The sequence below is a fragment of the Hydrogenophaga sedimenti genome (assembly GCF_051857515.1).
In the GTDB taxonomy this organism is placed as follows: domain Bacteria; phylum Pseudomonadota; class Gammaproteobacteria; order Burkholderiales; family Burkholderiaceae_C; genus Hydrogenophaga.
Genome location: NZ_JBPZHA010000020.1, coordinates 1 through 20,816, shown reverse-complemented (window position 1 = coordinate 20,816; position 20,816 = coordinate 1). Strand labels below are relative to the sequence as shown.

Sequence of the window (20,816 nt, the reverse complement as noted above, 5' to 3'; positions counted from 1 at the left end):
TGGTCCAGTTTCCAACCACACCATGCCCTCCCGCCTTGCCGCAGCGCCCCGCACCGAACCCGCCGAAGGAGAATTGCCCGAGACAGCGCTGGTCCTGCGGCAGTTCCGCGTGGTGTTCAATGCGGTGCGCGCGCATTTCCAGCGGGTGGAGAAACAGGTCGGCGTGGGCGGCGCCCTGATCTGGGCCCTGCACGTCATCCGGCAGCAGCCCGGCATCGGGGTCAATGCCTTGGCCGAGGCCATGGACATCCACCAATCCACGGCCAGCAACGTGCTGCGTCAGCTCGTGGCACAGGGACTGGTCCGCACCGAGAAATCCGAGCAGGACCGCCGCAGCGTCAAGATCCACATTGACCGCGCGGGATCGAATCTGCTCAAGCGCGTGACCGGTCCCTACGAAGGCGTGCTGCCAGATGCCCTGCGGAAACTCTCGCCCGACACCATCGCGCAATTGCACCGCAACCTGTCCGATCTGATTGCCGTGCTGCAGGCCGACGAGGGCGCCGCCCAGATACCGCTCGCCGACATGTAGTCCTGGCAAACACGTGCCCGGGCCGGCGGCGTCACAGGAACATGAAAGCCGCCGCCGCCAGCACCGTCGGCCCGAGTGCACCGAGCAGCAAGCCCATCGCGCCGATCGTTCCGTCGGCGAACCCCTTTTTCAGCAAGGCCACGCCCGCGGGATTGGGCGCATTGGCGATCACCGTCAGCCCGCCACCGGCGACGGCGCCCGCGACCAGCATGTACTTGGATTCGTCGGATATCCCCACGATCAGCGAACCCAGGTAGGTCAACGCCGCGTTGTCGGTGATGGCGGTGAGGCCCAGGGCCCCCAGAAACAGCGACACCGGGTCCAGCGCAGAGACGATGGGCTGCAGCCACCACTGTTGCATGCCCCCCAGGACCACCAGGCCTGCCAGGAAGAACCCGACCAGCAGCGCTTCTTTCAGGATCAGCGGGCTCTGGTGCTGTTCGTAGGCCTGGGCGAAACCGAGGAACATGAGAAAGAGGCTGAGAAAGATGACCGGGTGGTGGGCAAACAGCACCACCCCGGCCAGCAGCCCGAAGTGCACCGCGGCCACCGTGTACGGAACACGCTCCGAATCCGTGCTGCCTTCGCCGCCTGCCGGGGTCAGCTCCAGATGGTTGCGCAAGGCGTAGGTGGCCACCGTCGCGTTGACCAAGACAGCTGCCGCGGCCTTCCAGCCAAACTGGGTGAACATGAAGGCACTGTCCCATGACCACGTCGTGGCCACCATCAGCACCGGTGGTGCGGCATAGGAGGTCATCGTGCCGCCGATCGACACGTTGACAAACAGCACGCCGAGGGCGAGGTACTTCAGGTGCTCCGGGACCTGCGGACGGAAGATCTGGGGTGCCAGCATGAGGGCGGCAATCGTCATGGCCGCGGGCTCGGTGATGAGTGACCCGAGCAGGGGGACGGCAGCCAGACCCAGCCAGGCCGTCGCCAGCGGGGTACGCACCGGCGTCAGCCGGGCGATCACCCCCACCAGCGACATGACCGAATGCAGCACGGGTCGAGAGGCCGCGATCACCATCACGGCGAACACGAAGAGCGGTTCGGTGTAGTTGCGCGATTCGGCGTACTCGATGGCCTCACTGCCACCAACGGTCATCGCCATCACGATCACCAGGAAGATGGCCCAGAACCCGAAAACGACCTCGACTTCGCCGAGGAGATGAAAGAGGCCGGAGTGGCGGGGGCTTCGGTGGGCGAGGCGCTCAAACTGCTTCGCGCTGAAGGTATGCAGCAGGGCGATGACAAAAACGGCGGCAGCGATCCACTGGATCGAGGTTGCGGACATGGGACTCCTGGTCAAGGCAAAACCGCGAGGCGGCCCGACCTGCGCAAATCCTGGCCCGCCTGAGATGACGTGCCACCCGCGGCGATCTTACCCAAACACCATGACCATCCCGCCCCCGGACGGCCATTTCCGACCCGGCCGGACAGGTTCCGACATGGATCTTGATGGCAAGGCAGGTCATCCGATCAGTGCGACCGCCTTGATCTGCGCCCAAACGGCCTGGCCGGGCTGGAGGTCCAGGGCAGCGGCTGAGCGCCGCGTCAGCCGGGCCAGCAGCGACGACGAACCGCTGCCCACGGCCAGGCGGCACAGCGCCAGCGCCGGATGGCTCTCGTCGGCCACCTGGTCGACCACGACCGGCAGGCTGTTGAGCAGGCTGGTGTCGGGCGAGGGTGACAGCGCCAGGCTCACGTCGCGCGCCAGGATGCGGATGCGCACCGAGGTGCCTTTGTCCTGCCCGCCGTCGCGCACCCACAGGCAGCCGCCGGGGAAGGCCACGCGCGCCAGACTCCACTGCACATCGCGCTCGACCACCACGCCTTCGAGCACCACACCCGCGTCCTCGCCGAGGCGGATCGGCAGGTCCACGCGCGCCAGCACCTCGGCCAGCGGGCCGGCGGCCACCACCTGTCCGGCCTCCAGCGCGACGATGTGATGCGCCAGCCGCGCCACCTCGTCGGGCGCGTGGCTCACGTAGATCACCGGAATTTCCAGCTCGCGCGTCAGCCGCTCCAGGTAAGGCATGAACTCGTTCTTGCGCGCGAGATCCAGCGCGGCCAGCGGCTCGTCCATCAGCAGCAGTTGCGGACCGGTGAGCAGCGCGCGCGCAATGGCGATGCGCTGGCGCTCGCCGCCCGAGAGCCCGCCCGGACGGCGTGGCAACAGATGGCCGATGCCCAGCAGCTCGATGGCCCGCTCTCGCGCCACGCGCTGCCCGGCATCGCGCGCGCGGCGGCGGCCGTAGTCCAGGTTGGCTTCCACGCTCAGGTGGGCGAACAGCGCCGGCTCCTGGAACACGTAGCCCAGCGGCCGGCGGTGCGTGGGCAGGCTGTGGGCGCCGTCCTGCCAGACCTCGCCGTTGACCACGCAGCGCCCCTCGGGCGCGGCGTTGAGCCCGGCGATGCAGCGCAGCAGCGTGGACTTGCCGCAGCCCGACGGGCCGAACAGCGCGGTCACGCCGCGGCCGGGCAACTGCAGGTCCACGTCAAGCGTGAAGCCGGAAAAGGCCTGTCGGAAGCGGAGGTCGATACTCATCGTGTCCGGCTCCAGCCCCGGCTGTTGAGCAGCAGCAACACGGCGAACGAGAACACCAGCATGCCGCCGGCCAGCCAGTGCGCGTTGGCGTACTCCATCGCCTCGACGTGGTTGTAGATCGCCATCGACAGCACCTGCGTCTTGCCCGGGATGTTGCCGCCGATCATCAGCACCACGCCGAACTCGCCCACGGTGTGCGCAAAGCCGAGCACGGCCGCGGTGACGAAGCCCGGCCGCGCCAGCGGCAGCGCAACCGTGAAGAAGGCGTCCCACGGCGAGGCACGCAGCGTCGCGGCGGCCTCCAGCGGCGCGCGGCCGATGGCGGCAAAGGCCTGCTGCAGCGGCTGCACGACAAATGGAGTCGAGTACAGGCACGAGGCCACCACCAGCCCGGCAAAGGTGAAGGGCAGCAGACCCAGGCCCAGCGCCTGCGTGAGCCGCCCCACCGGGCCGTTCGGCCCCATCAGCACCAGCAGGTAAAAGCCCAGCACCGCCGGCGGCAGCACCAGGGGCAGCGTCACCACCGAACCGACCAGCCCCTTGAAGCGCGAGTTCGTGCGCGCCAGCCACCAGGCGATGGGCGTGCCCAGCACGAGCAGCAGCACGGTCGTGAACGCGGCCAGCTTGATGGTGAGCCAGACGGCGGCAAGGTCTTGTGCGGACAACATGCAGTGCTCCTCAGCGTCGGACGAAGTCGACCTGCACGTCGCGCGGTGCGGCGGTGAACGGGGCCGAGGTGACCAGCAGGTCGGCGCCGGCGGCGACATAGGCCGCCGCGTTGTCGGCCCGCACGCCACCAGCCGCGGCCAGCAGCGGGCGCACCGGCAAGGCGTTGACGGCATGGCGGCATTCGGCCACCGCGGCGGGGCTGAACTTCTCCAGCTGCAGCACGTCGGCCCCGGCCTGCGCCCAGACCAGCGCCTCGGCCACACCGCCGACCTCGACCACGGTCTTCTTCTCCGGCTGCAGGCGCCGCAGCCGCGCGACCGTCTGCGCCGGCACCTCGTCCAGGAACAGCCGGTGCTCGGCGAACAGCAGCAGGGTCTCCGACAGACCCAGCCGGTGCATCACCGCACCGCCGGCCTTGACCGCCTTGACCGACATCGCCTTGGTGCCCGGCACGTTCTTGCGCGTGCAGGCCACCACCACACCGTCGGCCGCCGACACGATGGCTGCCGCCGACGTGGCGATGCCGCTGGCCCACTCGACCAGGGTCTGCGCGGTCTTCCACGCACCGTGCAGTTGCGCCGCCGAACCTTCTGCGATCAGCATGCGCCCGCCAGCCTCCAGCGCGGTGCCCGAGTCGACCCGCCAGAGCACCCGCGCGCCCGCCAGTTCGATAAGGCGGTCTGCCTCTTCGGTACCGCAGACCACCATCGGACCCCGCGCACTGAAGTCCAGGCGGCCGGGCGCCGCGCCGATGCACAGGCTCTCGGTCGTGAGGTCGCCGCAGGGCGCGTCGTCGGCCAGCAGCGCCTGCAGCTGCGCGTCGGTCAGGGCGAGCTTCACTTGCTCAGCCCGTAACCGTACGAGGCGATGACGGCCTTGGCCTTCTCGCCCTTGAGGAAGGCCAGCAGCGCTTCAGCGCCCGCCTTGCCGCGGCCCTTCTCCAGCAGCACCGCGTCCTGGCGGATGGTGGTGTACAGGTGCGCCGGAACGAGCCAAGCCGAGCCCTCGATCTTGCCGTCCTTGAGCACCTGAGACAGCGCCACGAAGCCCAGCTCGCTGCTGCCGCTGGCAACGAACTGGTAGGCCTGCGTGATGTTCTCGGCGGTCACGATCTTGGGCGCCACAGCGTCGAGCACTCCCATGGTCTTCATCAGCTCCATGCCGGCCGCTCCGTACGGTGCGAGCTTGGGGTTGGCGACGGCGATGTGTTCGAAGGCACCCTTCTTCAGCACCTCGCCGCTGCCGTCGACCAGACCGGGTTTGGCCGACCAGAGCACCAGCTTGCCAATGGCGTAGCTGAACGGCGTGCCGCTCACCCCTGCGCCTTCCTTGACCAGCTTGGCCGGCGTCTCGTCGTCGGCCGCCAGCAATACCTCGAACGGTGCGCCGTTCTTGATCTGTGCGTAGAACTGGCCGGTGGAGCCGAACGAAGCGATCACCTTGTGGCCGGTCACGGCCTCGAAGTCGGCTGCGATCATCTTCATCGGTGCCGTGAAATTGGCGGCGACCGCCACCGGTATCTCGTCGGCACGCACGGCCGTCGCCACCAGCATCAGGCCAGCGAACAGCGAAGAAACAAGGGTCTTGGGGATCATGGAAACACTCCTGGGTTGATGTGAAAGGGACCGGTTGGTGGCGAAGTTCAGTCGGTGGAGACGAGGAAGACGCTGGAGGCCTTGAAGATCGCGCTCACCGGCTGGCCCACCGCCAGGCCCAGGCGCGCCACGCTCTGGTCGGTGACGACAGCGGTCAGCACGTGGTGGCCACCCGGCAGGTCCAGCGTCACTTCGGTGTTCACCGGCCCGTGGTGGATGGCCTGCACCACGCCGCGGAACTGGTTGCGGGCCGAGACCCGCGTGCCTGCTTCGCCCACCAGCAGCACGATGGACGAGGCCTTGACGAAGGCCATCACCTCGCGGCCTTCGGCCAGGCCCAGGTTCTGCACCGACTCGTTGGTGACGATGGCGGTCAGCTCCAGCGACGGGCCGAGACGCAGCATGACCTCGCTCTCCACCGGGCCACAGCGGATCGCACCGATCGGGCCGCCGAACTGGTTGCGGGCACTGGTTTTCATGGAAAGCTTCCTCAGGACCTGCCGGAACTCGGCGACATCGGGGGCACCGGCCTGCGAGAGCCGGCCGCTCAGGCGCGCCAGCGCGGCCTGCGACTCCTGCTCCAGCGCGCGGTAGAACGCGATCAGGCGGCGGCCGAAGTCGGTCAGCTCGGTGCCGCCGCCGTGGCGGCCCCCCGTGACCCGCAGCACCAGCGGCTCGGGCGCGACGTTGTTCATGTCGTCCACCGCATCCCACGCGGCCTTGTAGGCCATCGGCACCGCCTTGGCCGCCTGCAGGATGGATCCGTGCTGGTGGATCGCTTCGAGCAGGCGGATGCGCTTGTCGCCCAGGAAGCTGCCCATGGCGGTATCGATCAGCAGCTTGCCCGTCAGGGGCGGTGTGGTGGTGTTCATACAGCGCTCCGGCGGCCTGTCAGGAGGCTGACGCAAGTTGCCCAGAAGCGCCGCTGTGGTTGAAAGCGCACAACGCCTTCGAACAGACTGCCCGCACACATCACCTCGGGCGTCCAGCCCAACATGAAAGGAAGTTCTCCATGCCCATCAGCGCACGCAATGTCTTCAAGGGTTCGGTCACGGCCATCAAGGAAGGCCCGATCCACGCCGAAGTGGTGGTCACCACCCCCGGCGGCGACAGCATCGTCGCCACGCTCACCGAGGCCAGCGTGCAATCGCTGGGCCTGAAGCTGGGCAGCACGGCCGTCGCCGTGATCAAGGCGCCCTCGGTCAGCCTGATGAGCGGTGCGCCCGAGTACCGCTTCAGCGCCCGCAACCAGCTGACCGGCACGGTCAGCGCGATCCACGCTGGCGCCATCAACAGCCAGGTCACGCTCACGCTGGCGGGCGGCTCCAGGCTGGTCGCCGTGGTCACCAACGACGCCGTGTCCGCCCTCGGCCTGAAGACCGGCGAAGCCGCGATCGCCCTGTTCAAGGCGGGTCATGTGATGGTCGGTGTGCCGGTCTGATCGCATCGCGTCTCTCCTTCAGCGGCAGCCGGTCAGCGCCGGGTGGCGCACCTGCCGCAGCACCCACTCGTAGGGATAACGCGGCGCCCGTTCGGCTGGCTGCGAGGTCATGCACAGAGACCAGGCTTCGGCCCAGGTCCAGCAGGCCTTGCGCTCGCGCTCGGACAGCGCGGAGTCGTCCAGCGAGCGCATGAAGGCAAACAGCCAGGCCTGGCGGTCGACGGCGCCGACCAGGCTGTGCTCGCGAAAGTCCGCATTCATTGCGGCATGCCCGTGCACAGCGACAGCCGGGGCACCGGCGCTGCGTATTCGACGTCGCCAATCACCTGGTGGCTGGTCAGCCAACGGTGGTCGGGCAGCCGCCAGGCGGTCACGGTCTCCACATGGACCGGGGCTTCGTAGAAGGTTTCGTCGTCGTCCGAACGCAGGGCGGTCTGCACGTGGCGGAAGGCGCAGAAGCAGACCTGGCCGTTGGCGTCGAGCCCCAGGCTGCGGTCGGCCACGATCTCGCCGTCGCGCTGGATCGAAAAGCTCACCGGCGGCACCACCAGGCCGACCAGGTCGGACGGCAGTTCTTCCATCCATGCCACCGGCGCCTTGCGCCGCTCGGGGCAGGCGTTGACTAGCAGGCTGTACAACGGTTGAGACATCACACCCTCCTGAAGGCAACGTGACAGGCTTTGTATCGATCCCTACACAACGGTCCGTTCCTGTCGCAGCGTTGTGTGCTTCACGACACAACGGGCGCTTTCAGACGGCTTCGGGAATGCTTTGCAAGACACAGGCCAGCCTGCGCCGACCGGCCCCGCGCTCAGTCGGGGGACATGACGAACAGTTGCGGCTGGCCCTGCCGGTAGACGCGCAGCCAGAGCAGCGTGGCCGGCACCAGCGAACTCACGGCAAACCACAGCGCGTCTTCGACGTCTTCGCCGGTGTCGGCCTGCAGATGCAGCGCGAGCGAGCGCCAGCCGTCCCAGTCGATCTCGGGCATCTCTTCGCGCGCGGACGGCGTGACCGAGATCGCGCTGCGCGCCAGCAGGCGCACATGCCGCAGGACCTCGGCGCGGGTCAGGCGCGAGCGGCGAAGGTCGGCTTCGTCCAGCCCTTCGGCCAGCGTCGCGACCGACAGGCCCGACTGTTCGATCAGGGCCAGCAGCGCGCTGGTCGCGATGCGGTTCACGCGGCCTCCTGCGCCACCGGCGCAGACACCAGCCGCGCGTTGAGTTCGAGCGCGAACTCGCGCCAGGCGGCGGCGAGGTCGCGCGTGATCGCGCGCAGCAGCTCGGCGTCGGGCTGGTGGTCCTGCGGGAAGCTGGACAGCGCACACGAAGTGCCGTTGTGCGCCAGCGCGTCGTCCAGCAGCGCCTTGTTCCAGCCGTCGAAAGCCTTGAGCAGCGCGGGCGTCAGCGCATGGCGGCCCTGCGCGGTGTGGCCCGGACCGCTCCAGGGCGCAAAGGCGTCGAGCAGCGCCAGCGCCTCGCTGTAGGTCTGGTCGACCGCCGCGAGCAGCGCGCGCTGGGTCAGTTGTTCATGCTGTTGCGCCGAGAGCAGGCGCACCAGCTGCTGCCGGTAGCGCCCGCCGGCGAGCGCGCGCAGCCGCTGCACGCCGGCCGTGAAGCCGGCGATGGCGGTCGCCTGGTCGCCCTGCTCGGACGGCATCGAAGCCGGCGCGAGCCATGCGTGCGCGATGCGGTCGGCCGAGGCCAGCGCGCCCTCCATGTGGCCCGCGCCGTGGGTGGCGGTCTCGGTGCCGCCGAACCAGAGCCGCCCGTCCCAGTGCCCACGGCGCAACAACGGATCGGCCTGCGGCCAGGCGGGCGGTTCGGCGCGGTCGGCTTCGCTGCAGGTCCAGCGCTCCAGCGCCCAGTCCTGCAGCGCGAGCTGGCCCGACTGTGCCTCGATGCCGTAGAGCTGCGCCAGCTGGCTTTCGATCAGCAGCGGCAGCCCGACCCGGAAGTGTTCGCGCTGCGAGGCATCCAGCGCGACGAAGCCGCCGAGCGCGCCACCGGCCGCATCGCCCGTGCAGCTCTGGTCGAACACCTCGCCCAGCACCGCCTGCGGATGCCGCACGAAGGCGTTGCCCGAATGACCCGCCTCGCGCCAGAACGGCGCGGCGAACGACACCACGGCCTTGGCCTGCGCCGCCATCCAGGTCGGCGTGTCTTTCAGCGCCTGGTCCACCGCGGTGTGCAGCGGCGGGTCAAAGGCCACACGCTCCTGCACCAGCCGCGGCGGCAGCGCCAGCACCACGCGGCGCGCGCGCAGCGACGGACCGCCCGTGCGCAGCAGCTCGACGGATGCACCATGATCGCGCAGGCCGATCAGCGCCGAGCCCGTGATCACGCTGCCTGCGGGCAGCGCCTTGAACAGGGCCTCGGTCAGCGTCGCACTGCCGCCCCCGATGCGCCGCGCGCCCGCGTGCACACCGCCGGCCTCCATGCGCCGCTCGGGCGAACGGTTCGGGTCGGTGAGCCAGAGCGCGTCGCCCGGGTCGTGCTGCGGGGTGCTCTCCAGCCCCAGCGAAGCCAGCAACGCCACCATGTGCGGCTCGGTCTCCGGCCAGAACCACGAAGGCCCCAGGTCCAGTGGCTGGCCAGTGCTTTCGCAGGTCTGCGTCAGCACCCGGCCACCGATGCGCCCGCGCGCCTCCAGCAGCAGCACGCGCTGTCCGCGCGCGACCAGCCGGTGCGCCAGCGCCAGGCCACACAGCCCCGCGCCGACGACCACCACATCCCACACCGTGGGAGGCCGCAGGACGTGCACCTCGGCCATGGTGGTCTTCAGACGAAGCTCAAGAGCTCGACGGTCACAGGCTCTTCGCCGAGAACGGCCTGGCACGCCAGGCGCGACTTCGAGCCGATGCCCACCAGCGTGTCGAGCTTTTCGTTTTCGAGCTTCTGGATGCGCGAGATGGTCTTGCGGCCTTCCTGCACAAAGATGTGGCAGGAGCCGCACTGGGCCTGGCCATCGCACTTGTGGGCGATGCTCTCGCCCGCGGCGAGCAGGGCTTTCATGATCGTGGTGCCGGCGGCAACGTCGTAGGTTTTGCCGGAGGGAAGAACGGTCAGCGTGGTCATGGTCGTGGTCGTGAAACGGTTGGACAAGGGAGGGAGAGAAAACCTTTCAGGGCGCGGCCAGCTCGGCCTGCAGCGCGTCGGTCAGCGCGGCGCCGAAGGCCGCCAGCGAGAGCGGAATGCGCGTGATGCCCTGCTCTTCGAGAAAACGCGCTTCCATGCGCGTCGGCTCCTCGGGCAGCACGGCCCAGTGCGCGTCGCTGGAGCGCTTCATGATCTGGCGCGCGAAGCTGCGGGTGAGCTGGTCGTCGAAGCGGCAGCCGAGGAACAGGAAGCCCTTGCCCTTGCGCCGCTCCTGCACCACCGCCGGGATCGGGGTCTGGATGTCGATCTCGGTCAGCACCTCGACGTAGTCGCTGTCGGACACCAGGTAGTTGCTGGCCGGGCTGCGGCCGCCGATCGGGCGGTAGAGCAACGGTGTGGCGTCGGTGGCCGGCGTGTCGGCGAGGTGGTCTTCGGCGTCGTAGTCGGCGGTCCACTGTCCGAAGTGTTCGGACTGCGACAGGCCCTGCAACTGGTGCCAGCCGCCCTGCGGACGCGCCGCCTTCATCGCGGCGAGCATGGTGTCGTCGTACCAGGTGTCGACCCACAGCGTCGCGCCGCTGGCGGCCAGCGCGCGGTGCAGCGGCGACGGCGTGGGCACTGGCGCGAAGGCCTCGTCCATGATCATCACCACCGACTTGCGGTGCTTGAAGTTCTCGATGAACTGCGCGGCCTGCGTGAGCTTGGCGCGGATCTTGTGCGGCACGCTGACCTTGGCGGTCATCACCGCCGCCAGCGCCCCCGGCGTCGCGGGAACGGCCGTGTCACCGCACAGCGAGAGCATGCCGGAGCCCAGGTAGGGAATGACGCCGCCGCTGTCGAGCTGGCGGGCGATGTCGGCAATCAGGTCGGACATGGTGGTTCTTTCAGAGGTAGATGGCGGCGCCGGCACCGACGTTGGTCGCGGTGTCCTTGAGCGTCTTGACGATGTGCCGGACCTGGTCGGTGTCCAGGCCGGTGTGCAGCGGCAACGCGAGCGCGCGGTCGCCGATGCGGTCGGTGTCGGGCAGCACGCCGCGCTGGCGCCCCACCGTCGCGCTGGCGTTCATGTAGAAGAACTGCTGGTGCAGCGGGTGGCTGTAGGCCGCGGTCTCGACGCCGCAGCTCTTCATGTCGTCGATCATCTGGGTGCGCGCGCTGGCGCCGAAACGCTTACCCAGGTGCACGACGTAGAGCATCCAGTGCACCTCGTCCACGTCTTCCGCCAGGTACGGCGGCTTGACGCCCTCGAAGCTCTGCATCTCGGCGTGGTACCAGGCCTCGACCTGCTTGCGCTGCAGCAGGCGTTCGTCGAGCTCGGCCAGTTGCACCAGGCCCAGCGCCGCCGTCAGCTCGCTCATGCCCGCCTGCAGCGGCACGCGCGAACCGATCGACACCGAAGCACGGTCGGACAGGCGGCGCTGGCGCAGGTAACGCAGCTCGATCGCCAGCGCCTCGTCGTCGGTCAGCAGCATGCCGCCCTCGCCCGTGCACAGCGCCGAGGGCATCGAGAAGTCGAACACCGACACGTCGCCGAAGGTGCCGACGCTCTGGCCCAGGTAGCGCGAGCCCAGCGACTCGGTGCTGTCTTCGATCAGCTTCAGGCCGTGCGCATCGGCCAGTGCGCGCAGCGGCTTCCAGGCGGCCGGGTGGCCGTTGGTGTTGCCGGCGAGGATGGCTTTCGTCGCCGGCGTGATCTTCAGCGCCGCCTTCTCGGGACTCAGGCAGCCGGTCCAGTAGTTGATGTCGGCGAACACCGGTGTGGCGCCCGTCAGCGTGATCGCCTGTGCGACCTGGTGCCAGGTGTGCGAGGCGCAGATCACCTCGTCGCCCGGGGCTATGCCCATCGCGCGCAGCGCGATCCAGGTGCCCAGCGTGCCGCTGCCGACCGCCACCGCGTGCTGGCGGCCGACCCAGCGCGCGAAGCCCTGCTCGAAGGATTCGAGCATCGGCCCGTCGCCCCAGCGACCCGATGCGAGCACCGCCTCGACCAGCGACAGGCCCTGGTCGCTGATTGAGGACTCACACAGCGCGATGGTCTCGATGTCCATGGCGACCCCGTTCAGTGTTGCGTGAGGATCAGCGCCGAGGCCTCGTCGGCGCTCTGCGTGACGTGCCAGCAATGGCCGTCGGTCGCGGCGAGGTAGACGTTGCGGTGGCCCAGGCGCAGCGCCGGGGTTTCGTCGCGCATGTCCATCGCGTCGACCACCATCGCGCGCACCTGCGGGTAGCGCGAGCGCCAGAGCGCGACCGCGTCGCGGATCGTCGGCGCGTAACCCACCACCTCGGTGGCGGCCTGCAGTTGTTCTCCGGACAGTCCCATGGTGTTTCTCCCTGGATGAATCAGTCTTCTTCGGTCGTGGCCAGCTTGCGGGCCTCGACCGTGATCGGCAGCGGCGTGTCGGCCGCCATCGCCGGCAGGTCCAGCTGCCAGCCGTTGGCCAGGGTCACCAGACCGCCCCACATGCCGGGGTTGACCATCGAGACGATGGGTTCCTCCAGATCCTTCTTGGGGACATAGGCGCTGAGCACGCCCTTGCTGTCTTTGCGGATCATCACTTTCATCGTCGGCTCCGGTTGGTGTGTTCGGGTCACAGAAGAGGCATTCAGGCGGCCACAGCGTCGGCCGTGGGCAGCAAAGTTCTCAGGGTCGGGAGCGCGGCGATCAGCGCGTCGACCTCGGCGGCGGTGGTGCTGCGACCCAGCGAAATCCGGATGGCGCACAGCGCCTCGTCGTCGGGCACGCCCATCGCGGTCAGCACGTGCGAGGGCGCCGTGCCCGACGACGAGCAGGCCGCGCCCGAAGAAGCGGCAAAGCCCAGACGCTCCAGCCGCTGCAGCAGCACGTCGGCCTCCCAGCGGCCCACGCGCAGGAAGCTCACGCCCGGCAGGCGCGGCACACCCGCGCACCAGATGCGCACGTCCGGCAGTTCGGCCATCAGTGCGCCTTCGAGCCGGTCGCGCAGAGCGGCCTGGCGCGCGGCTTCGGCGGCCAGCTCCACCTCGCTGCCCAGGGCCGCGAGCGCGGCCGCCAGACCCGCGATCGCGGGCAGGTTCTCGGTGCCGCCGCGCCGGCCGCGCTCCTGCGCGCCGGGCACGGTGGGCCGGATCGCCACGCCCTGTCGCAGCAGCAGCGCGCCCACGCCCTTGGGGCCGTGGAACTTGTGCGCCGAAAAACTCACCGCGTCGGCACCGAAGTCCGCGAAGCGGAACGGCATCTTGCCGACCCACTGCGTCGCGTCCACATGCAGCCGTGCGCCGGCTGCCGCCGCCAGCGCCGCAACACCGGCCACCGGCATCAGCGCGCCGGTCTCGTTGTTCGCCGCCATCAGCGACACCAGCGCCACATCGGCACCGATCAGGCGGGTCGCTGCATCGAGGTCCAGCGCACCGTCGGCCCGCACCGGGAGGAAGTCCACCGGTACACCCGCCTCCATCAGCTCCCGCGCCAGCTTCAGATGCCCCGCATGTTCGACCGCGCTGAACACCACGCGCCGCCGGCCTTCCGGCGCCGCCGCCAGCAGGCCACGCACCGCGAGGTGGTTGGCCTCGGTCGCGCCGCTGCTGAACACCACTTCCGCGGGCTTGCAGCCCAGCGACTGCGCCACCACCGAACGCGCTCCGGCCAGCACCCGGCCGGCCGCCTGGCCCGGACCGTGTTTTGACGACGCGTTGGCCCAGCTGCCCGCCATCACCGCCGCCATGGCGTCGATCACCGCCTGCGAGGGTGGCGTGGTGGCGTGGTGGTCGAGGTAGATCATGGCCAGAACCTCCGTTCGGCGTCGACGCAGACCGTGTCCAGCGCCTCGCCCAGCGACAGGCCTTCGGCATACATCTGCCAGGCGCCGGCCCCGTGCTCGCGCACCTGCAGCGACCAGCGGCCGTCGGCCGCGGGCGTGAGCAGCGCGATGTCGATCACGCCGCCGTCGGGGTCGACATTGCGCGAGCAGCACGGCGCCTCAATGCGAAAGCTCTCGCCCTCGTGCAGCACACGTGGCTGCACATAGCGGTAGCGCACCCGGTCCCGCAGCGCCCGCTCGATGAAGGGCAGCATGAAGCCCACCACCTGCGCGACAGAAGCGCCCCCATCGAGGGCAGCCGTGGAACTGGCTTCGCCAGGCCACTGGCTGCGCCCCCCCGGGGGGGAGACGCGAAGCGGCGCAGGGGGGAGTCTCATGCCGGCACCCAGCCCACAGGAACCGGCGCCAACTCGATCTCCAGACAACCCACGACGCAGCCGCCGAAGTCGACCAGGTAGACCGGCTCGTTGACCTCGGTCGCGTGGCCGATGTTGACGATCTCGCCCACGTCGCCGCGCGCCGCGAGCAACGCCTCGGGCTCGCGCTCGGGGTGGCTGCCGTCGTTGACCAGGTCGTCCAGCGCCACCACGCGCTGGCCCCAGGCGTAGACCGGCGCACGCGGCTCGGCGAAGTCGCTCACATTCATGGCGGGTGTGTTCATGGCGTCGCTCCTGGGGTGGGTTTTCCGGAACCGAGGTCGGCCAGCGCCGTGGCCTTCACGCCCAGCTGCTCCAGCACCTCGTCGGGCAGGTTGTCGAGCGTGCACAGCTCCTTGGCGCGCATGCCGACACGGTGGCCGGTGTCGATGAAGTCGACCGCGTAGATGTAGAACTGCTGCAGGAAGGTGTTGATGCTCACGACGTAGCCGACGTCGCCCTTGTTCACCAGCACCTCGCCGATGTCCTTGCCGTTGTAGGTGCCGTCGTTGCGGATCACCGAGCGGGCAATGACCCGTTCGCCGAACGAGAAACGGGGCGGCTCGGCGACTTCGATCACGTCGTCGTCGCGCACGATGTCAGCCATGGGTCACCTCCTTGAGCGTCGGCGGTGCCAGGCGCGAACGCGCCATCTGCTGCACCTCCGAATCCGGGTCGTCCTGCAGGCGCTCCAGCACGCTCCGTTCGGCGCGCTGCGCCACTTCCCAGCGCACGCGCCAGTCGCTGTCGTCGGCCAGTCGGTCCAGCAGCGGCGCCGGCAGGCCTTCGGCCACCACGCGGCGCACCTCGGGCTCGGGGTCGTGGATCATCTGCAGCAATGCCGGCATCGGCATGCGACGCGCGACGATCTGGCGCACGGTGCGCTCCGGGTCGCGCGCCAGGGTCGGCAGCAGCGCCACCGGCAGGCGCTGCGCCACGATCTCGCGCACGCCGTAGTCGCCGTCGGTGCGCATCGCGGCCAGCCGGTCGGGCGTGATGCGCTGTGCCACGCGCAGGCGCACCTCGCGGTGCGGGTCGTGGATCAGCCGCTCCAGCTGCACCGGAGAGAGCCGCAGCGCGACCTGCATGCGCACCGTCTCGTCGGGGTCGGTCATCAGGCCACCGAGGCGGAACACGCTGGCGTGGCGCGCGGCGATGGCGCGCACCTCGAAATACGGGTGTTCGATCTGCTGGTCGGCCAGCTCCGGATGCCAGCGGAAGAAGCGGTCGATGCGGCGCGCGTAGGCGTCCTGCATGCAGGCGTGGCCCGGCTCGCAACCGCGACCGCCGTCGCGCGCCCGCAGGTCCACATAGGCGCAACCCTCGCAGTCGATCGGCCCGCCGTCCCAGCGTTGCGGCGCAATGTCGCCTTCGGGCGCGCGCACGGCCAGCCGCGGCGGCGTTTGAAGCGCGGTGGTGACGGCGTTCATGCCCGCTTCTCCCGCGGCGCCCAGCCGCGCACGGGGTAGTCCACCGGGCCGTCGACCATCGCGGCCGGGCCGCCCGCTTCGTGCCGCGCGAGCACGTGCGAGAGCAGGCCGCCGCCCAGGTGGTCTTTCGGGTCGAGGCGGCGCAGCTCGCCGAGCATCAGCCGCGCCTCATCAAGATCGCCCAGGCGCAGGTTGAGGTAGGCCAGGCCCTTGAGCGTGAACAGGTAGAAACGCACCGCGGCGTCGCCGCGCGTGGTCTCTTCCGAGGGCACCGCGTCGCCGAAGTCCGGGCCGAGCGCGGCGCGCGCAATCGCCAGCGCGTCTTCGCCCGCCGCCCTCGCCTTCTCCAGCGCGTGGCCGTAGAAGTGGAAGCGGTAGATCGCGATCAGCGGCACCGGGTGTTTCGGCGCCAACGCGCGGGCGCGTTCGAGCAGCGGCAGCGCCTTCTCCGGCTGGTCGCGCAGCGCACCCGCCTGCGCGATCAGCGCCTCGACCGCGGGGTCGAGGTGGCCGCCGATGACCGTGGCGGCGAAGGCCGCCGCAGCGGCTTCGAAGTCCCGGTCGGTGGCGGCGTTCACGGCGGCTCCGATGACCCGGTGGACGTCAGGAAGCCAGCGTGACCGGACGGCCACCGCGGCCGATCGAGCCGATCTCGATCTTGGCCACGCCGGGAGGCGCAGCGCTCTCGGCGCTGCTGCAGCCGCAGGCCGCCTGGTTCGGGTTGATGATGCTCAGGCCCGACGAGGTCGGCGTCTCGGTGAAGTCGATCGTCACGCCGTCCAACAGCATGCGGCTCTCGGCCGGCAGGAAGAACTTCAGGCCCGAGACGACGAACTCCTGCTCGCCATCCTTCGGAGCCGCCTCGGCGCTGAACTCCGAGCTGTAGCCCGAGCAGCCGCCGGGCGAGACCAGCAGCCGGAAGCCGGCCGACGGAATGCCCGAGAAGCGCACGATGCGGCCGATGAACTTCTCGGCAGCCGGGGTCAGGGTAAAGGACGTGGACATGGGTTCACTTTCAAAGAAGAGGCGCTGCGCCCGCAAGGTCCAGGGCAACCGCGGAACCGGCTCCGCCGGGCCGCTGGTTGCGCCCCCTTGAGGGGGTGACGCACCGCAGGTGCGGCGCGGGGGTGGGTCAAACCTTGACGATGCAGCCGTCGACCGGGCAGACGGCGACGCACTGCGCCTCGTCGAAGTGGCCTTCGCACTCGGTGCACTTGGCCGGGTCGATGATGTAGGTGCCGCCCTTTTCGCGGATGGCGACGTTGGGGCACTCGGGCTCGCAGGCGGAACAGCCGGTGCAGGTGGAGGCGATGATCTTGTAGGCCATGGTGGTTCTCCTTCAGGGAATCAGGGGACGTGGGGAAACTCGAGTTCGTGTTCGGTGGCAGCCTGGCTCAGGCCGCTGCAGCGAGGCCGGTAAAGGCGCCCTGGCGGATCTGCGCATCGCCGCGGTCCTGGTGCGTGATCTCGCCGGCCGCGATGCGCGAGCGGTAGTCGTTGAACCAGTCGAGCGCGGCCTTCTCGATGAACTCGCCGCTGAACTGGTCGACCGGCTCGATGCCGGCGGCGCTCAGCTCGTCGCGCGGGCAGGCGCCGATCTTGGCCACCAGCACCGCGTGGCAGTCGTTGATCGCCTTGACCACGCTGGGCAGCTGCTCGTCGTCGCCGTGGCCGCCCTGGCAATACAGGTCGACGCGGCGGTGGCCGACGAACAGGGCCTCGGCGGCGCTGACTTCAAAGATCTGGAACTCGGTGACGTGGCCGAAGTGCTCGTTGACGCGTCCGCCGCCCTTGGTGGCGACCGCGACCAGCACCTTCATGTCCTGGTCGACGTCGATCGCGGCGCTGGCGGCCAGCGCGTCCTGCTTGGCGGCGTGCTGCGCCTGGCGTTCGGCCTCGACCTTGTCCTGGTAGGTGCGGCGCTTGTCGAGGTCGTACACGACCTCCATCTCTTCGATCTTGTCGAGCGTGAACTCTTCCGAGCGGTCTTCGCCCAGCAGGCCCACCGCGTCGGCGCGGCACTGCCGGCAGTGGCGCATCAGATTGGCGCCGCCCATGCACGCGTCCTGCACGGCCTTGAGTTCCTGCGCCGACGGGCCACGCTGGCCGGTCAGGCCGAACACCGTGCCGTGCTCCGCCTCGCTGATGAGCGGCATGATGTTGTGCAGGAAGGCGCCTCGCTTCTTCACCTCGCGGTTCACCTCGATCAGGTGCTCGTCGTTGATGCCGGGGATCAGCACCGAGTTGATCTTGGTGAGCACGCCACGCGCCGTCAGCATCTCCAGGCCGAGCATCTGGCGCTCGTGCAGGATCTTGGCGGCCTCGTAGCCGGTCACGCGCTTGTGGTCCCAGAAGATCCAGGGGTAGATCTTCTCGCCCACGGCCGGGTCCACCATGTTGATGGTGATGGTCACGTGGTCCACGTTGTATTGGCAGATCTCGTCCACGTGGTCGGGCAGCGCCAGGCCGTTGGTCGAGATGCAGAGCTTGATGTCGGGCGCCTGCTCCTGGAGCATGCGGAAGGTGTCGAAGGTCTTCTTGGGGTTGGCCAGCGAATCGCCCGGGCCGGCCACGCCGAGCACCGTCATCTGCGGAATCTCGCTCGCCACCGCGACCACCTTCTTGACCGCCTGCTCGGGCGTGAGCTTCTGGCTCACGACGCCGGGGCGGCTTTCGTTCGAACAGTCGTACTTGCGGTTGCAGTAGTTGCACTGGATGTTGCAGGCCGGCGCCACAGCCACGTGCATGCGGGCGTAGTGGTGGTGGGCCTCTTCGGAATAGCAGGGGTGGTTCTTGACCTTGTCCCAGATCTCCGAAGGCATGTCGTCGGGACCGCCCGACGAGCCACAACTGGCCTTGCCCTCGCCACCGGTGGTGCCACAGCCGCCACCGGCCTCGGGCACATCGAGCTTGGCGCCCAGCGGCTTGATCGAGCCGATGGACAGGTACGTCTTGGCGGGCATGGAACCCGCAGCGGTGCTTGTCGACATGAAGACCCTTCCTGCGACCAACCACGGCCGCTCGGAAGGGCTTCAGCGAAATCCGTGCCACGGGAAAAACCGTTTCAGATCAACGGTTTGGTGGTTTTGTCGGTTGTAGGAAAGGGGACAGGCGGGGGGTTGCGGTGGCGGCCTGCGTCGGGGTTGCGACAAAGGCGCTGACGGGAAGCCCCCGGGGCGGCGTCAGGTTCCGAGCTGAAGCACAAACGGCCCGATGCAAGTGTCCAAGTCTTCCTTCTCGCACAACAGGAACATCTTTCCCGACCGGTGAATGGCGATGTAGTTTGTTGCGACGTGGCCGACTTCCATGATCGAGCCCATGCAGTCCGGCTTTTGGTTGTCCTTGACGATCTTGTCGACCCACTTGTAGAACCCCTTTGGACTTGGATTCAACGAGATCTCGAACTCAGACTCCGCCTTCTGCTCACCACTCACCACATGGGATGTTCCGTCTGCTCGAACGTCGTAGAGCTCGAAGCACTGGGTCCCTGGCACATCGAGCTTCCAAGTACCAATCAGTGGATGAGAACCAGGCAACGGAGTTCTGGTGACCTCCTGCGCAAACCCGGACATCGTGGCAAAGGTCAGCGAGAGTGCGCAAAGCGCTGGACGATACGACTTCACTTTGATTCCTCCGAGTGCGCGACGGCCCGTCGCGCGGATTGTGTTTATGACACCTACCGCTTGAGGTCGGCCGACAAAGGGGTTATGCGCCACGGATGCGGGTGGCCGCCAACATTTCGAGAGTCGCCAACGGCCCAGGAAGAAAGGATTGATCGAGGGCGAGCAGAAACTGAAGCCTGTTTTCGTAACGCGCTTGGGACCATGCCTCTCCTTCCAGTTTGATATGTCCACCTGCTGTTGCGGCAAGCTCTAGAACAAGCTGCTCGTCGAGGGGTTTCAATACTGCAAGACCATTCAGTGTGTCGTACAAGGACCGAAGCTGCTTTGCGAACGACTCCAGATCGGCAGCGTCGAAGAAACATGCAATCGAGCCCTGGAAGCAGTTGACAGAAATCTCAACTTTGGCTTGAGCCCAGCCTTGACTTAGATATGAGTTCGGTAACTCAATTTTTACGTACTCAGACTCGGAGCCGAAGTGAACCGTGTTCATTGCCACCTAACTTTGGAGGCTACCGGCAAGCGACTTGAGACGCGAAGCGGCAACCTGCCGTTGCTTGGATGTGTAGGCAGAAGCGTCAAGCGTCATGTTCTGCATAGCAAATAACTCTCTCCACAAATGCAGGAAAGTCCGGCAGCTGTATCGGCCGGCCAGCCCGCCACTCAGCCAGCATGTCTAGAACTATCGACGCCTCCAAGAAATACTCCATTCCAGGAGCGCGTTCGGCGGCGACTTCTCGCAATGGTCGGGAAAGTTCGGCCTCAGAAAGCAAAAGCTCAACTGCAGCCGACCCTGAGCGAAACTGACCGTTTACACGCTCGGCGAAAATCAAGGCTTCAGCCGGGCAATCAATCAACCCAGCGATAACTTCCCGCAGTTGCATGACAATTTACGTTCGAGGAGAACCGCAAAATGCAGCTTGCTGCACTTTGTCGGTTTGACCTAGGGGTTAGGCACGCGGTTGGATGACATAGGTCGCCCCCTTGGCATTTTGCTTTGCAAGAACCTGGTATCGCGCTGGGTCCACTCGGCCAGCTAGTAGCGCAGGCATTGCTTCCATAGGCTGACCAGAAAGCTCGCACGGGAACTGAGAGCCATTCGGGTTTGGTGTGTGCACATAGACCGCGTTGCTGGCCGACTCAGAGGTGTGAACCGTGGCGAAAAGTTGGTACTGCATGCCGGATTTTTTTAGTTCAAGTCTTGCCTTAGTCAGTGTGCGCAGGAGTATGGAGAGATGCCTGCGTCTATGGCGCCAACTGAGATCACCAAACCCTCCCAATCCACGTGTTGGTGCCAGAGATCAAACCACTTGCGCTTTTGGATGTCGACCTTAAAGCCACGGAGTTTCTTCTTGAGTCCTTAGTAGTAGTGCTCGTCTGGAGACCTCTTGGTTGAGCGATCGCGCAGCATGAATCAGCGAACCCCACTCTGATTCAAACCCGAAAAACAGCGGATAGCACCTTTTGCAGTCGTCAAACAACGTCGCATGAAACCTCCAAAAAACTCTTTTAGATCAATCATGTAGCGCATTCATAGGCGCCCATACTGAACCGCCCCGGGAATCGTGGAGGCTGGTTGGTTTAAGTCAGGCCGTTGTTGCGGCCTGATTGGCGAGTTGCCGCCAGTAGTTTGCCTCAGCCTCGGCCGGCGGGATGTAGCCGATGGGTTC

At 67.8% G+C, this 20,816-nt stretch carries 29 protein-coding genes; 2 read left to right on the top strand and 27 right to left on the bottom strand.

Annotated elements, in window-relative coordinates; translation table 11 throughout:
* Positions 1 to 22: 22 nt before the first annotated feature.
* Positions 23 to 532 (top strand): MarR family winged helix-turn-helix transcriptional regulator, encoded by a 510-nt coding sequence (locus ACS5NL_RS22035; RefSeq protein WP_439356157.1) that lies wholly within the window; start codon positions 23 to 25, stop codon positions 530 to 532.
* Positions 533 to 563: 31 nt separating this feature from the next.
* Here ACS5NL_RS22035 and ACS5NL_RS22030 read toward each other — a convergent pair whose 3' ends face one another.
* From ACS5NL_RS22030 to ACS5NL_RS22005, 6 genes are all read right to left on the bottom strand, one after another.
* Positions 564 to 1,826 carry a putative Na+/H+ antiporter gene (locus ACS5NL_RS22030; protein ID WP_439356156.1) on the bottom strand — a complete coding sequence of 421 codons (1,263 nt, stop codon included), beginning with the start codon at positions 1,824 to 1,826 and terminating at the stop codon, positions 564 to 566.
* A gap of 177 nt (positions 1,827 to 2,003) precedes the next feature.
* Positions 2,004 to 3,080 carry a molybdenum ABC transporter ATP-binding protein gene (modC, locus tag ACS5NL_RS22025; RefSeq protein ID WP_439356155.1) on the bottom strand — a complete coding sequence of 359 codons (1,077 nt, stop codon included), beginning with the start codon at positions 3,078 to 3,080 and terminating at the stop codon, positions 2,004 to 2,006.
* Complete coding sequence (gene modB, locus ACS5NL_RS22020) at positions 3,077 to 3,748, bottom strand: molybdate ABC transporter permease subunit (protein WP_439356154.1); 672 nt, start codon at positions 3,746 to 3,748, stop codon at positions 3,077 to 3,079. The genes modC and modB overlap by 4 nt, the downstream gene beginning before the upstream one ends.
* Positions 3,749 to 3,758: 10 nt before the next feature.
* Positions 3,759 to 4,589 (bottom strand): ModD protein, encoded by an 831-nt coding sequence (modD, locus tag ACS5NL_RS22015; RefSeq protein ID WP_439356153.1) that lies wholly within the window; start codon positions 4,587 to 4,589, stop codon positions 3,759 to 3,761.
* Positions 4,586 to 5,344: a molybdate ABC transporter substrate-binding protein gene (gene modA, locus ACS5NL_RS22010; RefSeq protein WP_439356152.1), complete on the bottom strand. Its 759-nt coding sequence runs from the start codon at positions 5,342 to 5,344 to the stop codon at positions 4,586 to 4,588. Before modA ends, modD begins: the two co-directional genes overlap by 4 nt.
* Before the next feature lie 47 nt (positions 5,345 to 5,391).
* Positions 5,392 to 6,216, bottom strand: coding sequence for a TOBE domain-containing protein (locus ACS5NL_RS22005; protein ID WP_439356151.1), 825 nt, complete (start codon positions 6,214 to 6,216; stop codon positions 5,392 to 5,394).
* Positions 6,217 to 6,356: 140 nt separating this feature from the next.
* Between ACS5NL_RS22005 and ACS5NL_RS22000 the strand changes: the two genes are divergently transcribed.
* Complete coding sequence (locus tag ACS5NL_RS22000) at positions 6,357 to 6,785, top strand: TOBE domain-containing protein (protein WP_439356150.1); 429 nt, start codon at positions 6,357 to 6,359, stop codon at positions 6,783 to 6,785.
* 18 nt (positions 6,786 to 6,803) lie between these two features.
* Here ACS5NL_RS22000 and ACS5NL_RS21995 read toward each other — a convergent pair whose 3' ends face one another.
* The 21 genes from ACS5NL_RS21995 to ACS5NL_RS21895 all read right to left on the bottom strand — a co-directional run bounded on the left by ACS5NL_RS21995 (position 6,804) and on the right by ACS5NL_RS21895 (position 20,030).
* The gene (locus ACS5NL_RS21995) at positions 6,804 to 7,046 is read right to left on the bottom strand and encodes a hypothetical protein (RefSeq protein ID WP_439356149.1); all 243 of its coding nucleotides are present in this window, start codon (positions 7,044 to 7,046) and stop codon (positions 6,804 to 6,806) included.
* Complete coding sequence (locus tag ACS5NL_RS21990; protein WP_439356148.1) at positions 7,043 to 7,435, bottom strand: hypothetical protein; 393 nt, start codon at positions 7,433 to 7,435, stop codon at positions 7,043 to 7,045. The genes ACS5NL_RS21995 and ACS5NL_RS21990 overlap by 4 nt, the downstream gene beginning before the upstream one ends.
* Before the next feature lie 161 nt (positions 7,436 to 7,596).
* Complete coding sequence (locus ACS5NL_RS21985) at positions 7,597 to 7,965, bottom strand: hypothetical protein (RefSeq protein WP_439356147.1); 369 nt, start codon at positions 7,963 to 7,965, stop codon at positions 7,597 to 7,599.
* Positions 7,962 to 9,557: a flavin monoamine oxidase family protein gene (locus tag ACS5NL_RS21980; RefSeq protein ID WP_439356145.1), complete on the bottom strand. Its 1,596-nt coding sequence runs from the start codon at positions 9,555 to 9,557 to the stop codon at positions 7,962 to 7,964. The genes ACS5NL_RS21985 and ACS5NL_RS21980 overlap by 4 nt, the downstream gene beginning before the upstream one ends.
* An 8-nt stretch (positions 9,558 to 9,565) precedes the next feature.
* A complete protein-coding gene (locus ACS5NL_RS21975; RefSeq protein ID WP_439356143.1) occupies positions 9,566 to 9,862 on the bottom strand; it encodes a 2Fe-2S iron-sulfur cluster-binding protein in 297 nt (98 codons plus the stop codon).
* A 46-nt stretch (positions 9,863 to 9,908) separates the two neighbouring features.
* On the bottom strand, positions 9,909 to 10,757 hold the full coding sequence (locus tag ACS5NL_RS21970; protein WP_439356142.1) for an SIR2 family NAD-dependent protein deacylase: 849 nt from the start codon (positions 10,755 to 10,757) through the stop codon (positions 9,909 to 9,911).
* 10 nt (positions 10,758 to 10,767) lie between these two features.
* A complete protein-coding gene (locus ACS5NL_RS21965; RefSeq protein WP_439356140.1) occupies positions 10,768 to 11,931 on the bottom strand; it encodes a DegT/DnrJ/EryC1/StrS family aminotransferase in 1,164 nt (387 codons plus the stop codon).
* 11 nt (positions 11,932 to 11,942) lie between these two features.
* Positions 11,943 to 12,203 (bottom strand): hypothetical protein, encoded by a 261-nt coding sequence (locus ACS5NL_RS21960; protein ID WP_439356139.1) that lies wholly within the window; start codon positions 12,201 to 12,203, stop codon positions 11,943 to 11,945.
* Positions 12,204 to 12,223: 20 nt separating this feature from the next.
* The gene (nifT, locus tag ACS5NL_RS21955; RefSeq protein ID WP_439356138.1) at positions 12,224 to 12,445 is read right to left on the bottom strand and encodes a putative nitrogen fixation protein NifT; all 222 of its coding nucleotides are present in this window, start codon (positions 12,443 to 12,445) and stop codon (positions 12,224 to 12,226) included.
* A gap of 41 nt (positions 12,446 to 12,486) precedes the next feature.
* Complete coding sequence (locus ACS5NL_RS21950; RefSeq protein WP_439356137.1) at positions 12,487 to 13,641, bottom strand: cysteine desulfurase family protein; 1,155 nt, start codon at positions 13,639 to 13,641, stop codon at positions 12,487 to 12,489.
* Positions 13,638 to 13,934, bottom strand: a complete 297-nt coding sequence (locus ACS5NL_RS21945) for a DUF3024 domain-containing protein (RefSeq protein WP_439356136.1) — start codon at positions 13,932 to 13,934, stop codon at positions 13,638 to 13,640. Before ACS5NL_RS21945 ends, ACS5NL_RS21950 begins: the two co-directional genes overlap by 4 nt.
* A 119-nt stretch (positions 13,935 to 14,053) precedes the next feature.
* Positions 14,054 to 14,341 (bottom strand): nitrogen fixation protein NifZ, encoded by a 288-nt coding sequence (locus tag ACS5NL_RS21940; RefSeq protein WP_439356135.1) that lies wholly within the window; start codon positions 14,339 to 14,341, stop codon positions 14,054 to 14,056.
* Positions 14,338 to 14,703, bottom strand: a complete 366-nt coding sequence (locus ACS5NL_RS21935) for a nitrogen fixation protein NifZ (protein ID WP_439356134.1) — start codon at positions 14,701 to 14,703, stop codon at positions 14,338 to 14,340. The genes ACS5NL_RS21940 and ACS5NL_RS21935 overlap by 4 nt, the downstream gene beginning before the upstream one ends.
* Positions 14,696 to 15,526 carry a 4Fe4S-binding leucine-rich repeat protein gene (locus tag ACS5NL_RS21930; RefSeq protein WP_439356133.1) on the bottom strand — a complete coding sequence of 277 codons (831 nt, stop codon included), beginning with the start codon at positions 15,524 to 15,526 and terminating at the stop codon, positions 14,696 to 14,698. The genes ACS5NL_RS21935 and ACS5NL_RS21930 overlap by 8 nt, the downstream gene beginning before the upstream one ends.
* On the bottom strand, positions 15,523 to 16,104 hold the full coding sequence (locus tag ACS5NL_RS21925; RefSeq protein WP_439356132.1) for a hypothetical protein: 582 nt from the start codon (positions 16,102 to 16,104) through the stop codon (positions 15,523 to 15,525). Before ACS5NL_RS21925 ends, ACS5NL_RS21930 begins: the two co-directional genes overlap by 4 nt.
* A 25-nt stretch (positions 16,105 to 16,129) precedes the next feature.
* Positions 16,130 to 16,531, bottom strand: coding sequence for a HesB/IscA family protein (locus tag ACS5NL_RS21920; protein WP_439356131.1), 402 nt, complete (start codon positions 16,529 to 16,531; stop codon positions 16,130 to 16,132).
* Positions 16,532 to 16,658: 127 nt separating this feature from the next.
* The gene (locus ACS5NL_RS21915; RefSeq protein WP_066257726.1) at positions 16,659 to 16,853 is read right to left on the bottom strand and encodes a 4Fe-4S binding protein; all 195 of its coding nucleotides are present in this window, start codon (positions 16,851 to 16,853) and stop codon (positions 16,659 to 16,661) included.
* A gap of 67 nt (positions 16,854 to 16,920) precedes the next feature.
* Complete coding sequence (gene nifB / locus ACS5NL_RS21910; RefSeq protein ID WP_439356130.1) at positions 16,921 to 18,516, bottom strand: nitrogenase cofactor biosynthesis protein NifB; 1,596 nt, start codon at positions 18,514 to 18,516, stop codon at positions 16,921 to 16,923.
* A 192-nt stretch (positions 18,517 to 18,708) separates the two neighbouring features.
* The gene (locus ACS5NL_RS21905; RefSeq protein ID WP_439356129.1) at positions 18,709 to 19,149 is read right to left on the bottom strand and encodes a hypothetical protein; all 441 of its coding nucleotides are present in this window, start codon (positions 19,147 to 19,149) and stop codon (positions 18,709 to 18,711) included.
* 82 nt (positions 19,150 to 19,231) lie between these two features.
* Positions 19,232 to 19,639 carry a WapI family immunity protein gene (locus ACS5NL_RS21900; protein ID WP_439356128.1) on the bottom strand — a complete coding sequence of 136 codons (408 nt, stop codon included), beginning with the start codon at positions 19,637 to 19,639 and terminating at the stop codon, positions 19,232 to 19,234.
* Between the two features lie 85 nt (positions 19,640 to 19,724).
* Positions 19,725 to 20,030 carry a hypothetical protein gene (locus ACS5NL_RS21895; RefSeq protein ID WP_439356127.1) on the bottom strand — a complete coding sequence of 102 codons (306 nt, stop codon included), beginning with the start codon at positions 20,028 to 20,030 and terminating at the stop codon, positions 19,725 to 19,727.
* Between the last annotated feature and the right edge of the window lie 786 nt (positions 20,031 to 20,816).

What these genes read in the sequence shown, in the direction of transcription:
- ACS5NL_RS22035 (WP_439356157.1), top strand. Translation starts at nt 23, where the DNA reads ATGCCCTCCCGCCTTGCCGCAGCGCCCCGCACCGAACCCGCCGAAGGA.
- ACS5NL_RS22030 (WP_439356156.1), bottom strand. Translation starts at nt 1,826, where the DNA reads ATGTCCGCAACCTCGATCCAGTGGATCGCTGCCGCCGTTTTTGTCATC.
- modC (WP_439356155.1), bottom strand. Translation starts at nt 3,080, where the DNA reads ATGAGTATCGACCTCCGCTTCCGACAGGCCTTTTCCGGCTTCACGCTT.
- modB (WP_439356154.1), bottom strand. Translation starts at nt 3,748, where the DNA reads ATGTTGTCCGCACAAGACCTTGCCGCCGTCTGGCTCACCATCAAGCTG.
- modA (WP_439356152.1), bottom strand. Translation starts at nt 5,344, where the DNA reads ATGATCCCCAAGACCCTTGTTTCTTCGCTGTTCGCTGGCCTGATGCTG.
- ACS5NL_RS22005 (WP_439356151.1), bottom strand. Translation starts at nt 6,216, where the DNA reads ATGAACACCACCACACCGCCCCTGACGGGCAAGCTGCTGATCGATACC.
- ACS5NL_RS22000 (WP_439356150.1), top strand. Translation starts at nt 6,357, where the DNA reads ATGCCCATCAGCGCACGCAATGTCTTCAAGGGTTCGGTCACGGCCATC.
- ACS5NL_RS21995 (WP_439356149.1), bottom strand. Translation starts at nt 7,046, where the DNA reads ATGAATGCGGACTTTCGCGAGCACAGCCTGGTCGGCGCCGTCGACCGC.
- ACS5NL_RS21990 (WP_439356148.1), bottom strand. Translation starts at nt 7,435, where the DNA reads ATGTCTCAACCGTTGTACAGCCTGCTAGTCAACGCCTGCCCCGAGCGG.
- ACS5NL_RS21980 (WP_439356145.1), bottom strand. Translation starts at nt 9,557, where the DNA reads ATGGCCGAGGTGCACGTCCTGCGGCCTCCCACGGTGTGGGATGTGGTG.
- ACS5NL_RS21975 (WP_439356143.1), bottom strand. Translation starts at nt 9,862, where the DNA reads ATGACCACGCTGACCGTTCTTCCCTCCGGCAAAACCTACGACGTTGCC.
- ACS5NL_RS21970 (WP_439356142.1), bottom strand. Translation starts at nt 10,757, where the DNA reads ATGTCCGACCTGATTGCCGACATCGCCCGCCAGCTCGACAGCGGCGGC.
- ACS5NL_RS21965 (WP_439356140.1), bottom strand. Translation starts at nt 11,931, where the DNA reads ATGGACATCGAGACCATCGCGCTGTGTGAGTCCTCAATCAGCGACCAG.
- ACS5NL_RS21960 (WP_439356139.1), bottom strand. Translation starts at nt 12,203, where the DNA reads ATGGGACTGTCCGGAGAACAACTGCAGGCCGCCACCGAGGTGGTGGGT.
- nifT (WP_439356138.1), bottom strand. Translation starts at nt 12,445, where the DNA reads ATGAAAGTGATGATCCGCAAAGACAGCAAGGGCGTGCTCAGCGCCTAT.
- ACS5NL_RS21950 (WP_439356137.1), bottom strand. Translation starts at nt 13,641, where the DNA reads ATGATCTACCTCGACCACCACGCCACCACGCCACCCTCGCAGGCGGTG.
- ACS5NL_RS21945 (WP_439356136.1), bottom strand. Translation starts at nt 13,934, where the DNA reads ATGCTGCCCTTCATCGAGCGGGCGCTGCGGGACCGGGTGCGCTACCGC.
- ACS5NL_RS21940 (WP_439356135.1), bottom strand. Translation starts at nt 14,341, where the DNA reads ATGAACACACCCGCCATGAATGTGAGCGACTTCGCCGAGCCGCGTGCG.
- ACS5NL_RS21935 (WP_439356134.1), bottom strand. Translation starts at nt 14,703, where the DNA reads ATGGCTGACATCGTGCGCGACGACGACGTGATCGAAGTCGCCGAGCCG.
- ACS5NL_RS21930 (WP_439356133.1), bottom strand. Translation starts at nt 15,526, where the DNA reads ATGAACGCCGTCACCACCGCGCTTCAAACGCCGCCGCGGCTGGCCGTG.
- ACS5NL_RS21920 (WP_439356131.1), bottom strand. Translation starts at nt 16,531, where the DNA reads ATGTCCACGTCCTTTACCCTGACCCCGGCTGCCGAGAAGTTCATCGGC.
- ACS5NL_RS21915 (WP_066257726.1), bottom strand. Translation starts at nt 16,853, where the DNA reads ATGGCCTACAAGATCATCGCCTCCACCTGCACCGGCTGTTCCGCCTGC.
- nifB (WP_439356130.1), bottom strand. Translation starts at nt 18,516, where the DNA reads ATGTCGACAAGCACCGCTGCGGGTTCCATGCCCGCCAAGACGTACCTG.
- ACS5NL_RS21900 (WP_439356128.1), bottom strand. Translation starts at nt 19,639, where the DNA reads ATGAACACGGTTCACTTCGGCTCCGAGTCTGAGTACGTAAAAATTGAG.
- ACS5NL_RS21895 (WP_439356127.1), bottom strand. Translation starts at nt 20,030, where the DNA reads ATGCAACTGCGGGAAGTTATCGCTGGGTTGATTGATTGCCCGGCTGAA.